Annotated in this window: 12 protein-coding genes; all 12 read left to right on the forward strand. The window is 74.0% G+C overall.

Features of this window, described 5'->3' with window-relative positions; translation table 11 throughout:
* Positions 1-249: 249 nt before the first annotated feature.
* The 12 genes from ACFYOV_RS10655 to ACFYOV_RS10710 all read left to right on the forward strand — a co-directional run bounded on the left by ACFYOV_RS10655 (position 250) and on the right by ACFYOV_RS10710 (position 16,171).
* Complete coding sequence (locus ACFYOV_RS10655; protein WP_389085658.1) at positions 250-1,431, forward strand: ROK family protein; 1,182 nt, start codon at positions 250-252, stop codon at positions 1,429-1,431.
* A gap of 476 nt (positions 1,432-1,907) precedes the next feature.
* Positions 1,908-3,425: a sugar ABC transporter ATP-binding protein gene (locus ACFYOV_RS10660; protein ID WP_389085441.1), complete on the forward strand. Its 1,518-nt coding sequence runs from the start codon at positions 1,908-1,910 to the stop codon at positions 3,423-3,425.
* Complete coding sequence (locus tag ACFYOV_RS10665; RefSeq protein WP_389085444.1) at positions 3,422-4,441, forward strand: ABC transporter permease; 1,020 nt, start codon at positions 3,422-3,424, stop codon at positions 4,439-4,441. The genes ACFYOV_RS10660 and ACFYOV_RS10665 overlap by 4 nt, the downstream gene beginning before the upstream one ends.
* Positions 4,442-4,459: 18 nt before the next feature.
* Positions 4,460-5,509, forward strand: a complete 1,050-nt coding sequence (locus ACFYOV_RS10670; RefSeq protein ID WP_389085660.1) for a substrate-binding domain-containing protein — start codon at positions 4,460-4,462, stop codon at positions 5,507-5,509.
* Between the two features lie 80 nt (positions 5,510-5,589).
* A complete protein-coding gene (locus ACFYOV_RS10675; RefSeq protein WP_389085446.1) occupies positions 5,590-6,798 on the forward strand; it encodes a Gfo/Idh/MocA family protein in 1,209 nt (402 codons plus the stop codon).
* A gap of 15 nt (positions 6,799-6,813) precedes the next feature.
* A complete protein-coding gene (locus ACFYOV_RS10680) occupies positions 6,814-7,812 on the forward strand; it encodes a sugar phosphate isomerase/epimerase family protein (RefSeq protein ID WP_389085449.1) in 999 nt (332 codons plus the stop codon).
* 101 nt (positions 7,813-7,913) lie between these two features.
* A complete protein-coding gene (locus tag ACFYOV_RS10685) occupies positions 7,914-10,424 on the forward strand; it encodes a PQQ-dependent sugar dehydrogenase (RefSeq protein ID WP_389085451.1) in 2,511 nt (836 codons plus the stop codon).
* A 363-nt stretch (positions 10,425-10,787) separates the two neighbouring features.
* Complete coding sequence (locus tag ACFYOV_RS10690; protein ID WP_389085454.1) at positions 10,788-11,969, forward strand: inositol-3-phosphate synthase; 1,182 nt, start codon at positions 10,788-10,790, stop codon at positions 11,967-11,969.
* Positions 11,970-12,340: 371 nt separating this feature from the next.
* Positions 12,341-13,456, forward strand: coding sequence for an SCO3242 family prenyltransferase (locus tag ACFYOV_RS10695; RefSeq protein ID WP_389085456.1), 1,116 nt, complete (start codon positions 12,341-12,343; stop codon positions 13,454-13,456).
* Positions 13,453-14,439, forward strand: a complete 987-nt coding sequence (locus ACFYOV_RS10700) for a sugar phosphate isomerase/epimerase family protein (RefSeq protein ID WP_389085458.1) — start codon at positions 13,453-13,455, stop codon at positions 14,437-14,439. Before ACFYOV_RS10695 ends, ACFYOV_RS10700 begins: the two co-directional genes overlap by 4 nt.
* Complete coding sequence (locus ACFYOV_RS10705; RefSeq protein ID WP_389085460.1) at positions 14,436-15,284, forward strand: EboA domain-containing protein; 849 nt, start codon at positions 14,436-14,438, stop codon at positions 15,282-15,284. Before ACFYOV_RS10700 ends, ACFYOV_RS10705 begins: the two co-directional genes overlap by 4 nt.
* Positions 15,284-16,171: a TatD family hydrolase gene (locus tag ACFYOV_RS10710; protein ID WP_389085463.1), complete on the forward strand. Its 888-nt coding sequence runs from the start codon at positions 15,284-15,286 to the stop codon at positions 16,169-16,171. The genes ACFYOV_RS10705 and ACFYOV_RS10710 overlap by 1 nt, the downstream gene beginning before the upstream one ends.

Below are 16,171 nucleotides of genomic sequence, written 5' to 3' on the forward strand. Positions count from 1 at the left end.
CGCTCACTCCTCGGTGTCCGGCCCTCGCGGTGACAGACACCGTCCCGGCCACCGCGGTTGCGGTCGGCGCCGGTCCGGTCGACTGCAACGCACCTTTGTCCTGCGAGTGGAAGAAGTAGGGGACGATTCCTGTGCGACTTCTTCCCAGCCTCGGCGGCCGCTGCTACGTTCCTCCCGAAAGCAGGCCGCACAGCGGGCCGGAAACCGGCGCGCACAGGCCGTTCCAGGCGGGAGGGGTTCGTGAGACGGATGACGGCGCGGCCCGCCAACGCCCACCAGGCCAGACTGCTCAGGCTGTTGCGCGACGGCGGCCCCAGTTCCCGCGCCCAGCTGGGCGACCAGGTCGACCTGTCACGGTCCAAGCTGGCCGTGGAGGTGGACCGGCTGCTGGAGACGGGGCTGGTGGTGGCCGACGGACTCGCCGCCTCGCGCGGCGGCCGGCGCTCCCAGAACATCCGGCTCAACCCGCACCTGCGGTTCCTCGGCGTGGACATCGGTGCGACCTCGGTCGACGTCGCCGTCACCAACGCCGAGCTGGAGATCCTCGGGCACATCAACCAGCCCATGGACGTGCGCGAGGGGCCGGTCGCGGTCTTCGAGCAGGTGCTGTCCATGGCCGCCAAGCTGAGGGCCTCGGGGCTCGCTGAGGGGTTCGACGGCGCCGGCATCGGCGTCCCGGGCCCGGTCCGGTTCCCCGAGGGCATCCCGGTGGCTCCGCCGATCATGCCGGGCTGGGACGGCTTCCCCGTGCGGGAGGCGCTCAGCCAGGACCTCGGCTGCCCGGTCATGGTCGACAACGACGTGAACCTCATGGCGATGGGGGAGCAGCACGCGGGCGTCGCCCGCAGCGTCGCCGACTTCCTCTGCGTCAAGATCGGCACCGGCATCGGCTGCGGCATCGTCGTCGGCGGTGAGGTCCACCGCGGGACGACGGGCAGCGCGGGCGACATCGGGCACATTCAGGCCGTGCCCGACGGCCGCCCGTGCGCCTGCGGCAACCGGGGCTGCCTGGAGGCGCACTTCTCCGGCGCGGCCCTGGCCCGGGACGCGACGGAGGCCGCCCAGCAGCAGCTCTCCGTCGAACTCGCGAGCCGCCTGGAGACCAAGGGCACGCTCAGTGCCGTCGACGTCGCCGCCGCGGCCGCCGCCGGGGACGCCACCGCCCTCGACCTGATCCGCGAGGGCGGCAACCGCACCGGCCAGGTCATCGCCGGCCTGGTCAGCTTCTTCAACCCGGGCCTGGTGGTGATCGGCGGTGGTGTGACCGGCCTCGGTCACACCCTGCTGGCCGCCATCCGCACCCAGGTCTACCGCCAGTCACTGCCCCTGGCGACCGGCAACCTGCCCATCGTCCTGGGCGAGTTGGGACCCACCGCCGGAGTCATCGGTGGCGCCCGCCTGATCAGCGACCACCTCTTCTCACCCGCGTAACCCGCACACCGCACGGCAGCACCTACCGCAGCGCGACGCCCACCGGGCACCCCGCCCGCTCCGCAACGCACCGCAGCACGCGCGCACGCCCACCACTGCACTGCCCGGGCACCACGGCACTCCGCACGCCCGCACCACGGCACCTCGCCGGCACCGCCTCGCCTCGCCCGCACCACGGCACCGCCCGCACCACGGCACCGCCCGCACCACGGCACCGCCCGCACCACGGCACCGCCTCGCCTCGCCCGCACCACGGCACAGCCCGCGCAAAAGGCACAGCCCGCGCAAAGGAACCGCCCGCACCAAGGGACGGCACGCACCAAGGCACCGCCCGCGCCACCGGACCCGCACGGCCCGGCACCGAGCGGGACAGCCCGTCCCCGATGCCCGCTCCACTCCGCCTGTCCTGCCCTGACAACGTTGGCCCACCGCGCCCTGCCACCGGCCTGCCCGCACGCCCGCCGAGGGGAATCCGCATGGCACCACAACCACCGCTGCTCAGCATGTCCGGCATCACCAAGTCGTTCCCCGGAGTACGCGCCCTCGACGGTGTCGACCTCGACGTCCAGGCCGGCGAGGTGCACTGCCTGCTCGGTCAGAACGGCGCCGGCAAGTCCACCCTGATCAAGGTGCTGGCCGGTGCCCACCAGCCCGACACCGGCACCATCCACTGGCGCGGCGAACCGGTCACCCTCCGCTCGCCCATCGCCGCCATGCGCCTCGGCATCGCCACCATCTACCAGGAACTCGACCTGGTGGAACACCTGTCGGTGGCCGAGAACGTCCACCTCGGCCATGAACCCACGACCGCCGGTTTCGTCGTCCGCGCCGGGGCCGCCCGCGCCTCGACAGCACGGCTGCTGCGGCGACTCGGGCATCCCGAGATCGAACCGGCACGCCCCGTCGGCGAGTTGTCGGCGGCGCAGCAGCAGATCGTGTCGATGGCACGGGCCCTCTCCCACGACGTGCGGCTCATCGTCATGGACGAACCCTCCGCAGCCCTCGACCCGGACGAGGTGGACAACCTGTTCCGCATCGTCGCCGGCCTCACCGCGGACGGAGTCGCCGTCGTCCACATCTCGCACCGGCTCGAGGAGATCCGGCGCATCGGCGACCGGGTGACGGTCCTGAAGGACGGGCGCGCCGTCGCCGGCGGGCTTCCCGCGAAGTCGACGCCGACCCGCGAGGTCGTCGCCCTGATGACGGGACGCAACGTCGAGTACGTCTTCCCCGGGCGACCCGCCTCCGCCCCCCGCGGCGAACCGGTGCTCACCGTCGAAGGGCTGTCCCGCCGGGGCGAGTTCGCCCCGCTGGACCTCCAGGTGCGGCCCGGGGAGATCGTCGGGCTCGCCGGGCTCGTCGGCTCCGGGCGCTCCGAGATCCTCGAGACGGTCTACGGCGCCCGCAAGCCGGACACCGGCCGGGTCCTCGTCGACGGACGCCCCCTGCGGCCGGGCAGCGTGCGCGCGGCCGTGCGCGCCGGACTCGGGCTCGCTCCCGAGGAGCGCAAGGCGCAGGCGCTGCTGATGCTGGAGTCCGTCACCCGCAACGTCTCGGTCTCCGCCATGTCCCGCTTCGCACGGGCCGGCTGGATCGACCGCGGTGCCGAACTGGGGGCGGCACGCGCGGCGACCCGCGAACTGTCCCTGCGCCCCGACAACCCGGACGTGCCCGTGCGCACCCTGTCCGGCGGCAACCAGCAGAAGGCGGTGCTCGCCCGCTGGCTGCTGCGCGGCTGCCGGGTCCTGCTGCTCGACGAACCCACCCGCGGCGTCGACGTGGGCGCCCGCGCGGAACTGTACGCGGTCGTGCGCCGGCTGGTGGACCAGGGTCTGGCCGTGCTTCTGGTCTCCAGCGAGGTGCCCGAGGTGCTCGGTCTCGCCGACCGCGTCCTGGTGCTGCGCGAGGGCCGGGTCGTGCACACGGCGCCCGCCCGCGAGCTCGACGAACACCGTGTACTCGACCTCGTCATGGAAGGAAGCCCGGCGTCATGACGCAGCCCGTCTCCCCGCCGCGGGACGGCACCGACAAGGTGCCCCCGGCCGGTGAACCGCCCGCCTGGCGCGCCGTGTTGTTCCGCGCCGACGTCCGCACGCTGTCCCTGCTCGGGGTGCTCGCCGCGCTGGTCCTGATCGGCGGCATCACCAAGCCGGACGAGTTCCTCGACACCCGCAACCTCCAACTCGTCCTCACCCAGGCGTCCGTCATCGGTGTCGTCACCGTCGGCATGACCTTCGTCATCACCTCCGGCGGCATCGACCTGTCCGTCGGTGCGATCGTCGCCCTGGCCTCAGTGTGGGCGACCACCGTCGCCACCCAGGAGTACGGCTTCGGCGGCATCCTCCTCACCGCCGTCCTGGTCGGGTCGGGATGCGGCCTGATCAACGGGGTGCTCATCGCGTACGGCGGAATGGTCCCGTTCATCGCCACGCTCGCCATGCTCGCCTCGGCCCGCGGTCTCGCCCTCCAGATCACCGACGGGCGCACCCAGATCGTCACCGTCGACGGCGTCCTCGACCTGGGCGAGCGCGACGCCTACGTACTCGGCGTGCCGCCGCTGGTACTGGTGTTCGCGGCGGTCACCGTCATCGGCCGGCTGGTCCTCGACCGCACCACCTTCGGGCGCCGCACCGTCGCCGTCGGCGGCAACGCGGAGGCCGCCCGGCTGGCCGGCATCGACGTACGGCGGCAGCGGCTCTACCTCTACCTGCTGTCCGGGCTGTGCTGCGGCATCGCCGCCTTCCTGCTGATCGTCCTGTCCGGCTCCGGCCAGAACACCAACGGCAACCTCTACGAACTCGACGCCATCGCCGCCGCGATCATCGGCGGCACCCTGCTCAGCGGCGGCCGGGGCACCATCACCGGCTCCGTGCTCGGCGTCCTGATCTTCACCACGATCACCAACATCTTCGCCCTGAACAACCTGCAGAGCGACGTCCAGCAGATCGCGAAGGGCGCGATCATCGTCGCCGCCGTGCTGGTCCAGCGCCGAACCGCGAGCACGACCTGAGGAGAGGGTTTGACCGCCATGCCAGAGCGCACGCCTTTCACCAGCCGCAGAGGACTGCTCCTCGGAGCCGCCGCCGTCTCCGCCGGAGCCCTGGTCACCGGGTGCACCAGCAACGAGTCCAGTGCCGACGAGCCGGCCGCGAACGACCGGCCCGCCGCCGACGACAGGCCCGGCAAACCGGTCACCATCGGCTTCGCCGGACCGCAGGCCGACCACGGCTGGCTCAACGCCATCAACGACAACGCCAAGAAGCGCGCCGAGAAGTACTCCGACGTCACCCTGGAGATCACCGAGGGCTCCAACGACACCGCCCAGCAGATCGGTCAGATCGAGACCCTCATCAACAAGAAGGTCGACGTGCTGGTCGTGCTGCCCGCCGACGGCAAGGCGCTCACCCGGGTCGGTCTGCAGGCGATGCGCGCCGGCATCCCCGTCGTCAACCTCGACCGCATCTTCAACACCCCGCAGGCGTACCGCTGCTGGATCGGCGGCGACAACTACGGCATGGGCCTGAGCGCCGGCCACTACATCGGCGAGAAGCTCAAGGACAAGCGGAACGCCCGCGTCGTCGAACTGGCCGGCCTGGACAATCTGGAGCTGACCAAACAGCGCACCCAGGGCTTCGACGACGCCCTGAGGAACTACCCGAACGTCAGGAAGGTGGCCCGCCAGGCCGCCGAGTTCACCGTCGAGTCGGGCCAGTCCAAGATGGCCCAGCTGCTGCAGGCGCAGTCGGGGTTCGACGCGCTGTGGAACCACGACGACGACCAGGGCGTGGGCGCCCTGCGCGCCGTCGAGCAGGCCGGACGCGACGACTTCCTGATGGTCGGCGGCGCGGGCTCGCTCTCCGCCTTCCGGGCCATCAAGGCCGACAACGAGGTCCTCAAGGCGACCGTCCTGTACCCGCCGACCATGGCCGCCTCCGCGATCGACCTCGCCCGCGCCCTCGGCCAGGGCAAGGGGGTCGGCGGCCTCGCCGAGTACGAGATCCCGGCGTCCATCACCCTGTACTCGGCCGTCGTCGACAAGAACAACGTCGACCAGTACATGTCCACCGGCTTCAAGTGAGCAGCCCCGCCCCACGGGCCCGACCAGCCCACCGGGCGGGGGCCGCCCCCGCCCGCCACGACGACGAGGAGGACATCCGCATGGCACAGCCGCAGCAGTCAGAAGGGGCAGACACGGGGAAGCCACCGCTGCGCGTCGGCATGGTCGGTTACGCCTTCATGGGCGCCGCCCACTCCCAGGGCTGGCGCACCGCGGGCCGCGTCTTCGACCTTCCGCTCAGCCCCGAACTGGCCGTGATCTGCGGCCGGGACGCGGGCGCGGTGCGCGCGGCTGCCGACCGGCACGGCTGGGCTGCGACCGAGACCGACTGGCGCACGCTGGTCGAACGGGACGACGTGGACCTGGTCGACATCTGCACCCCCGGCGACAGCCACGCCGAGATCGCCCTCGCCGCCCTCGCCGCCGGCAAGCACGTGCTGTGCGAGAAGCCGTTGGCCAACACCGTCACCGAGGCCGAGGCCATGCACCGCGCGGCCGAAGAGGCCGCGGCACGGGGCCAGTCGGCCATGGTCGGCTTCAACTACCGCCGGGTTCCCGCCACCGCGCTGGCCCGGCGCATGGTGGCCGAGGGCCGCGTTGGCACCCTGCGGCACGTGCGCGTGACGTACCTCCAGGACTGGCTGGTCGACCCCGCCTTCCCGCTCACCTGGCGGCTCAGGCGCGAGCACGCCGGTTCCGGCTCGCTCGGCGACCTGGGCGCGCACATCGTCGACCTGGCGCAGTACCTCGCGGGGGAGCATCTGGCGGGTGTCTCCGCGCTCACCGAGACCTTCGTCCGCGAGCGCCCGCTGCCCGGCGGGCCCACCGGCGGTCTCGCCGCCCTCTCCGCCGCCGGCACCGGGCAGGTCACCGTGGACGACGCCGCCCTGTTCACCGGCCGCTTCCCCTCCGGGGCCCTAGCCTCCTTCGAGGCCACCCGGTACGCCACCGGCCGCAAGAACGCCCTGCACATCGAACTCAACGGCGAGCGCGGATCACTGGCCTTCGACCTGGAACGGCTCAACGAACTCTCGTACCACGACGGCACCGAACCCGGGGCGCACGCCGGCTTCCGCCGCATCCTGGTCACCGAACCCGACCACCCCTACCTGGACGCCTGGTGGCCGCCCGGCCACGGCCTCGGCTACGAGCATACCTTCGTCCACCAGGCCCGCGACCTGGTCCACGCCGTCGCCGAGGGCCGCAGCCCCGAACCCTCCTTCGCCGACGGGCTCCAGGTGCAGCGCGTGCTGGCGGCGGTGGAGGAGAGCGCCGTGAAGAACTCCGTCTACACCCCGATCGCGGCCTGAGGAGGACCGATAGGGATGCCCCGCACCTTCACCCTGTTCACCGGCCAGTGGGCGGACCTGCCCCTGGAGGAGGTCTGCCGCCTCGCCCGCGACTTCGGCTACGACGGACTTGAACTCGCCTGCTGGGGCGACCACTTCGAGGTCGACAAGGCGCTTGCCGACCCGTCCTACGTCGACTCGCGCCGTCAACTGCTCGACACGTACGGCCTGAAGTGCTGGGCGATCTCCAACCACCTCGTCGGCCAGGCGGTGTGCGACGCGATCATCGACGAGCGCCACCGGGCCATCCTCCCGGACGGGGTGTGGGCCGACGGCGACCCGGAAGGCGTACGGCAGCGGGCCGCCGAGCGGATGAAGGACACCGCGCGTGCCGCCGCCGCCCTCGGTGTCGACACCGTCATCGGCTTCACCGGCTCCGCCATCTGGCACCTGGTCGCCATGTTCCCGCCCGCCCCCGAGTCGATGATCGGCCGCGGCTACGAGGACTTCGCCGAGCGCTGGAACCCGATCCTGGACGTCTTCGACGCCGAGGGCGTGCGCTTCGCCCACGAGGTCCACCCCAGCGAGATCGCCTACGACTACTGGACGACCGTCCGCGCCCTGGACGCGGTCGACCGGCGGCCGGCCTTCGGACTCAACTTCGACCCCTCCCACTTCGTCTGGCAGGACCTCGACCCGGTCGGGTTCCTCTGGGACTTCCGCGACCGGATCTACCACGTCGACTGCAAGGAGGCCCGCAAACGCCTCGACGGACGCAACGGCCGCCTCGGCTCCCACCTGCCCTGGGGCGACCCCCGGCGCGGCTGGGACTTCGTCTCCGCCGGTCACGGCGACGTCCCCTGGGAGGACGTCTTCCGCATGCTGCGCTCCATCGGCTACCGGGGCCCGGTCTCCGTCGAGTGGGAGGACGCCGGCATGGACCGGCTCCAGGGCGCCCCCGAGGCGCTGATCCGCCTGAAGGCGTACGACTTCGAGCCGCCGTCGGCCTCGTTCGACGCGGCGTTCGGCAACTGACCGCACCCGCGCACCCGCTCACCCCCGACGCTCTCCGGGATGACGGCGCATCCCTTCATACGCACCCGCCCGTACGACCGGCCCCGATGATGGAGGCACACGTGCACGGGAACGACCCCACCACCCCCGACGGCCACGAGACCCGCAGACGGCGCCCGTCCTGGCGCAAGGCCGTGGCCCTGTTCGGGGGCGTCCTCCTGGCAGGCGCCACCCTCACCGTCACCGCCCCGCAGGCCGGTGCGGCCGACGCCGGCCCGCAGGCCGCACCGGCAGCGTCCGCCGCCGAGGACTTCCAGCAGGTCACCCTCGCCAAGGGCGAATCGGAGGTCGGCGAGCCCATGTCCCTCGCCGTCCTCCCGGACCGCTCCGTCCTGCACACGTCCCGCGACGGGGAACTGCGCCTGACCGACGCCGCCGGCAACACCCGGCTCGCCGGCAAGCTCCAGGTGTACTCCCACGACGAGGAGGGCCTCCAGGGCGTCGGCGTCGACCCCGGCTTCGCCGAGAACCGGTTCGTCTACCTCTACTACGCGCCCCCGATGGACACCCCGGCCGGCGACGCCCCCGAGACGGGCACCGCCGCCGACTTCGCCCCGTTCGACGGCGTCAACCGCCTCTCGCGGTTCGTGCTGAACACCGACGGCACCCTCGACGCCGCCAGTGAGAAGAAGATCCTCGACGTCCCCGCCACCCGCGGCATCTGCTGCCACGTCGGCGGCGACATCGACTTCGACGCGGCGGGCAACCTGTACCTGTCCACCGGCGACGACAGCAACCCGTTCCAGTCGGACGGCTTCACCCCCATCGACGAACGGGCCGACCGCAACCCGGCCTTCGACGCGCAGCGCACCTCCGGCAACACCAACGACCTGCGCGGCAAGATCCTGCGCATCAAGGTCGGTGCCGACGGCTCCTACACCGTCCCCGAGGGCAACCTCTTCCCGCCCGGCACCGAGAAGACGCGGCCCGAGATCTACGCGATGGGCTTCCGCAACCCCTTCCGGTTCGGCGTCGACAAGAAGACCGGCACCCTGTACGTCGGTGACTACGGCCCGGACGCCGGCGCCGCCGACCCCGCGCGCGGCCCGGCCGGTCAGGTCGAGTTCGCCCGCGTCACCGGCCCCGGGAACTTCGGCTGGCCCTACTGCACCGGCGACAACGACGCCTACGTCGATTACGACTTCGCCACCAAGGCGTCCGGCGCCGCCTTCGACTGCGCCGCCCCGAGGAACACCTCCCCGCACAACACCGGCCTGACCGACCTGCCCCCGGCCCAGCCCGCCTGGATCCCGTACGACGGCGGATCGCTGCCCGAGTTCGGCAGCGGCTCGGAGTCCCCGATGGGCGGCCCCGTCTACCACTACGACCCCGCACTCGACTCGCCGGTGAAGTTCCCCGAGGCCTACGACGGCGACTTCTTCGCCGGTGAGTTCGGCCGCCGCTGGATCAAGCGGATCAGCAGCGACGCCGCCGGCACCGTCCAGTCGATCACCGACGTCCCCTGGACCGGTACCCAGGTGATGGACATGGCCTTCGGGCCCGACGGCGCGCTCTACGTCCTCGACTACGGCCTCGCCTGGTTCGGCGGGGACGAGAACTCCGCCCTCTACCGCATCGAGAACGCCACCGACGGCCACTCACCCGTCGCCCGGGCCGCCGCCGACCGCACCTCCGGGCAGGCACCGCTGAGGGTGCGCTTCTCCTCCGCCGGCACCGGCGACCAGGACGGTGACGCCCTCACCTACCGCTGGGACTTCGGCGACGGCGCCACCTCCACCGCCGCCGCCCCCACGCACCGCTACACCAGGAACGGCACCTACACCGCGACCCTCACCGCCGAGGACCCCTCCGGCCGCACCGGTAGCGCCTCCGTGCGCATCGTCGTGGGCAACACCGCACCCACCGTGGTGCTGGAAACACCCAAGGACGGCCGGCTCTTCGACTTCGGCGACGCGGTCCCGTTCAAGGTGAGGGTCACCGACCCCGAGGACGGCAGGGCCATCGACTGCTCCAGGGTCAAGGTCACCTTCGTCCTCGGCCACGACTCCCACGGCCACCCGCTCACCTCCGCCAACGGCTGCTCCGGCACCCTCCGAACCAGCGCCGACGGCGGCCACGACGAGGACGCCAACATCTTCGGGGTGCTCGACGCGGAGTACACCGACAACGGAGGCGGCGGCCAGGCCGCGCTGACCTCCCACGACCAGAACGTGGTGCAGCCCCGGCACCGCCAGGCCGAGCACTTCGGCGACGCCTCCGGGGTCGACGTGATCACCAGGGACACCGCGCACGGCGGCCGCACCGTGGGCAACGTCCACAACGGCGACTGGGTCTCCTTCACCCCGTACGTCCTGCGCGACGCCGAGACGATCACGGCGCGCGTCTCCTCCGGCGGCACGGGCGGCACGCTGGAGATCAGGGCCGGCTCGCCCACGGGCACGCTGCTCGGCAGGGCGGCCGTACCCGTGACCGGCGGCTGGGACGACTTCCAGGACGTCACGGCCGGCCTGTCCCGCGCCCCCAGGGGCACCACCACGCTCTACCTGGTGTTCGAGGGCAGCGGCACCGGAGCCCTGTTCGACGTGGACGACTTCACGTTCACCACCGGCTGAGGGGGCCGCCATGCCGACGGAGGGACGACAGTTCACCGCCGCCCTGGCCGACGCCCTGCTGCCGGGCTGTGTGTCCGCCCCGGCCGTGTCACAGCCTGCGCGGCGGCGCGCAGCCGAGACGGTCACATCGGCAGCATCCAGAACCACGGTGCCGAGGACCGGGTGTCCTTCCGCGACGTCCGGATCAGGAACCTGCCCGCGAGGACGGGGGCGCCGACGGCCCCGGCCGTTTCGTCGGGCCACTGAACGGCGGCGGGCGGGGGACGCCACCCTCCCGCCCGCCCGCCACCCTCCCGCCGCCGTCACCGTCCTGATCAGCGGGTTCGCTCAGATCGTCGTCCGACTTCGATGAGGAGGCCGCCCATGTCCGAGACCCGATCCGAATCCCGTGTGGGGGTGTGGCTGGTCGGGGCGCGCGGCTCCGTCGCCACCACCGTGGTGGCGGGGTGTGCCGTCCTGACCGCGGGGCTGCACCCACCGACGGGCATGGTGACCGAGAGCCCCGACTTCGCCGGGAGCGGCCTGCCGCCCCTGTCCTCCCTGGTCTTCGGCGGCCACGACACGGTCGACTGCCCCCTGCCCAAGCGGGCCGAGGCACTCGTCGCCGGCGGGGTGCTGCCGCCCGGCCTGCCCTCCGCCGTCACCGCCGAACTCGCCGCCGCGGACCGCGAGATCCGGCCCGGCGGACCGGCCGCCGGGGACACACGGGGAGAGGAGGAACTGATCACGGCCTTCGCCGCGGACATCCGTGACTTCGCCGACCGCCGCGGACCGAACCGGGTGGTGGTCGTCAACCTGGCCTCCACGGAACCCGCCCCGGCCGGCTCCGCGCTCCCCGCCAGCTCCCTCTACGCGGCCGCCGCCCTGCGCGCCGGCTGCTCCTACGTCAACTTCACCCCGTCCACGGGACTGCACCACCCCGCGCTGGCCCCGCTCGCCGAGTCCTGCGGCCTGCCGTACGCGGGCCGCGACGGCAAGACCGGCCAGACCCTGCTGCGGTCGGTGCTCGGCCCGATGTTCGCCCAGCGTGCGCTGGCCGTGCGGGCCTGGTCCGGTACGAACCTCCTGGGCGGCGGTGACGGCGCGGCCCTGGCCGACCCGGCCGCCGCGGCCGCGAAGAACGCCGGCAAGGAACGCGTCCTGGCCGACACCCTCGGCACCGCCCCCGAGGGCCAGGTGCACATCGACGACGTCCCAACCCTCGGCGACTGGAAGACCGCCTGGGACCACATCGCCTTCGACGGCTTCCTCGGCACCCGCATGATCCTCCAGACCATCTGGCAGGGCTGCGACTCGGCGCTCGCCGCCCCCTTGGTGCTGGACCTGGTCCGGCTGGCGGCCCGGGCCCACGAGGCGGGTCTGTCCGGCCCGCTCGGCGCGCTCGGCTTCTTCTTCAAGGACCCGGTGGGGGAGGGTCCGGCGGGACTGCCGCAGCAGTACGCCGACCTGGTCCGCTTCGCCGAGAGCCTGCGGCGGGCGGGGCCGGGTGAGCACGGGCCGAGCACGCGCGGCCCGCTGTCCCGCGGAGCCGGGGAGGAAGCGTGAGGCCGGCCGGGGAGGGGTGGGGACGGCCCGAAGAGCAGGAACCTGAGCGGCCGTTCGGGACGGATGCGTGGTGCGCGACGGCGGGGGGTGGTTGGGCCCCGTCCGGCGAGGAGTCCGCGGAGGCGGCCGGGGCCGGGCGGCTGCCCGTGGTGCCGGGTGGCGAGCCGGATGCGGGCGGGGAAGGGCCGGGGGAGCCGGATGCGGGCGGGGAAGCGCCGGGGGAGCCGGGTGGGGCCCGTGGGCCGTGCCCGGCGCCCGGTGGAGATGCGGAGGTGGCCGGGCGGAGGAGGCCGCGGCCGGGTGGGCGCGGTGGTGGGCGAGAGGTGGCAGGGCGCGGGACGCAAGGGGACGGGAGCCGTCGGCGCCGCCCGGTGAGTCCCGAGCACGTCGGCACCGCACCGGGCGCCACCCGCGGGCGCGCGTGGGCCGAACTGCTGCGGCTGCCCGCCCTGTTCACCGTCCCGGGCGACGCCCTCGCCGGGGCCGCGGCGGCCGGTGGGCGGCCCGGCGGGCGCACCCTGATCGCCATCGGCTCCTCCGTGTGCCTCTACGAGGCCGGCATGGCCCTGAACGACTGGGCCGACCGCGCCGAGGACGCCGCCGAACGCCCGCACCGCCCGATCCCCTCCGGCCGCGTCCGCCCCGCCGCAGCCCTCACCGCGGCCGGTGCGCTGACGGCGGCCGGTCTGGGCCTCGCCGCCCGCGCCGGGCGCCCGGCCCTCACGGTGGCCGTGCCGCTCGCGGCGACCGTCTGGGCGTACGACCTGGCCCTGAAGCACACGCCCGCCGGTCCCGCGGCGATGGCGGCGGCCCGGGGACTGGACCTGCTCCTGGGAGCGGCGGCCACGACCGGGCGCGCCCGCCCGGCCCTGCCCTCCGCCGCGCTGCTCGGCACCCACACGCTCGCGGTCACGACCGTCTCCCGCCAGGAGACGCGCGGCGGCTCATCCCTGGCACCCCTGGTCGCACTGGCCGTCACCGGGCTGCTGACCCGGCTGGTGGCGCGCCGCCCGGCCCGGCCACCGGCCGGCCGAGGACGCGCCGACGCTGCTTGCCCGGCGGGCAGCGGGCTCACCGACGGCCTGCGTTCGTGCGCCCCGGGCCCTGGGGACCGGCCGCGCCCCGCCGGCCGCCCGGCCTCCGGGAACCCTCCCGGTGCCCGCGGGAGCGCCCGCCCGCGGACGGCGCTGGCGGCGTGGCCCGCCCCTGCCTCGGGACCGTCCCGTACGCCCCGCCTCGACGCCACCGGTGCCCTGACCGCCGTCCTCGGCGCCGTGTACGCCGCGACCACCGCGCGCCCCTACGTCCACGCCGCCCTCAACCCCTCACCTCCGCTCACCCAACGGGCCGTCGGCGCCGGCGTCCGCGCCACGATCCCCCTCCAGGCCGGCCTCGGCGCCCGCGCCGGTGCCGCCGTCCCCGCCCTGCTGACCGCCGCGCTCGCCCCGCTCGGGGCGCGGTTCGCGAGGAAGGTGAGCATCACATGAACCCGTCCCGGGCGGCTCGGCCTCCTGCAGCCGTCCCCCTCCGCCTCGGCTACGGCACCAACGGCCTCGCCGACCTGCGGCTCGACGACGCCCTCGGCCTGCTCGCCGACCTCGGCTACGACGGCGTCGGCCTCACCCTCGACCACATGCACCTCGACCCGCTCGCCCCCGACGTCGCCGCCCGCACCCGTCGGGTCGCGCACCGGCTGGACGCGCTCGGTCTCGGCGTCACCGTGGAGACCGGCGCCCGCTACGTGCTCGACCCCCGCCGCAAGCACGGGCCCTCGCTGCTGGACCCCGACCCGGACGACCGGGCCCGCCGCGCCGGCCTCCTCCTGCGGGCCGTCGAGATCGCCGCCGACCTCGGCGCGCACGCCGTGCACTGCTTCAGCGGCGTCGTCCCCGGGGGCACGGACGAGGCCACCGCGTGGAGACGCCTCACCGAGACCCTCACCCCCGTCCTGGACGCCGCCGCCACCGCCGGCGTCCCGCTCGCCGTAGAACCCGAACCGGGCCACCTGCTCGCCACCCTCGCCGACTTCCACCACCTGCGCCGCGCGCTCGGTGATCCCGGACCGCTCGGCCTCACCCTGGACATCGGCCACTGCCAGTGCCTCGAATCCCTCGCCCCCGCGGACTGCGTGCGCGAGGCCGCGCCCTGGCTCCGCCACGTCCAGATCGAGGACATGCGCCGCGGCGTGCACGAGCACCTGCCCTTCGGCGACGGCGAGATCGACTTCCCGCCCGTCCTCGCGGCGCTCGCGGCGACCGGCTACCGGGGCCTCACCGTCGTCGAACTGCCCCGCCACTCCCACGCGGGCCCCCACTTCGCCGCCCACTCCCTGCCCTTCCTGCGTCGCGCAGCCGCCCGGTCCGCCACGGCCCGCACCCCGGCCGCCGCCCACCCCTTCACCTCGCCCACCGCCCCCGACCGAGCACACGGCGATCCCTCCGTCACCCCCGAAGGGAGCAGCACCCCATGACCCGCCCCGACGCCACCCCGGCCACCCCGGAGGCAGGAACCACCCACGGCGATCGGTCGGTCCCCCACGCCCCGGACCACCAGGCAGCCGACGGCACCACCCCCGCCGCCCGCACCGGCCCGGGCACCACCCCCGTCCGCCCGGCCCCTGACGAGGCGAGCGCGCCGTCCACCGCCCGGGAGGGCGACGGCAGCCCCGCCACCACCCCGCTCCCCGACCTGCGCCGCCGCCTCGCCGACCGCCTCACCGGAGCCGCCCGCGCCTGGCTCGATCAGGCGCTCGACGAGGCGAGCACCCACCCGGGCGCCCACGGACCCATCTCCGTGTGGGAGTTGCGCCTGGCCGAGGCCGGCCGCCGCTGCGGTGCCGAGCACGCCGACGCCGCCCGTGTGCTCATCCTGCACGCGGCCCGCGCCGACGCCGACGCCCTGAGCCGGGTCTACGTCCAGGGCACCGCCGACGAACGCCGCGCCGTCCTGCACGCCCTGCCGCACCTCGTGCCCGGTGCCGAAGCACTTCCGCTCGTCGAGGACGCCCTGCGCACCAACGACACCCGGCTCGTCGCCGCCGCCGTCGGCCCGTACGGCGCCCGGCACCTCGACGCCCACGCCTGGCGGCACGCCGTACTGAAGTGCCTGTTCACGGGCGTCCCCGTGGACCGTGTGGCGGACCTGGACCGGCGGGCCCGCGGCGACGCCGAACTCGCCCGCATGCTCGCCGACCACGCCGACGAGCGCACCGCCGCCGGCCGCCCCGTCCCGGAGGACCTGCGCCGCGTCCTGACCACGACCGAGTCCGCCCCCGCGCCGCACACCACGGACCACCCCCACGGCAAGGAGTCCTGATGCGCCTCTTCGACCCCCACATCCACATGACGTCGCGCACCACCGACGACTACGAGGCCATGCACGCCGCGGGCGTCCGCGCCGTGGTCGAGCCCGCCTTCTGGCTCGGCCAGCCCCGCACCTCTCCGGCCTCCTTCCTCGACTACTTCGACTCCCTGCTCGGCTGGGAACCCTTCCGCGCCGCCCAGTACGGCATCGCCCACCACTGCACCCTCGCCCTCAATCCCAAGGAGGCCAACGACCCCCGCTGCACCCCCGTCCTCGACGCGCTGCCCCGGTATCTCGTCAAGGACCACGTGGTGGCCGTCGGCGAGATCGGCTACGACTCCATGACCCCGGCCGAGGACACCGCCCTCGCCGTCCAGCTCCAGCTGGCCGCCGACCACGGCCTGCCCGCCCTCGTGCACACCCCGCACCGCGACAAGCTCGCCGGTCTGCGCCGCACCCTCGACGTCGTCCGCGAGTCGGCCCTGTCCCCGGAGCGCGTGCTGGTCGACCACCTCAACGAGACCACCGTCAAGGAGGCCAAGGACAGCGGCTGCTGGCTGGGCTTCTCCGTCTATCCCGACACCAAGATGGACGAGGAGCGCATGGTCGCGATCCTGCGCGCCTTCGGCCCCGCGCGGGTCCTGGTGAACTCCGCCGCCGACTGGGGCCGCAGCGATCCGCTCAAGACCCGCAAGGTCGCCGACCTGATGCTCGCCGAGGGCTTCACCGACGACGACGTCGACCACGTGATGTGGCGCAACCCCGTCGCCTTCTACGGGCTCAGCGGCCGGCTGGACCTCGACGTCGCCGCCACCGCTGCCACCCACGAGGGCAATACCATCCTGCGCGGCGCGCCCAGCACCCCCGCAGGGGACCCCGCCGCCACCCCGGAGGCGTGA

Source organism: Streptomyces sp. NPDC005931 (assembly GCF_042871235.1).
Taxonomy (GTDB): domain Bacteria; phylum Actinomycetota; class Actinomycetes; order Streptomycetales; family Streptomycetaceae; genus Streptomyces.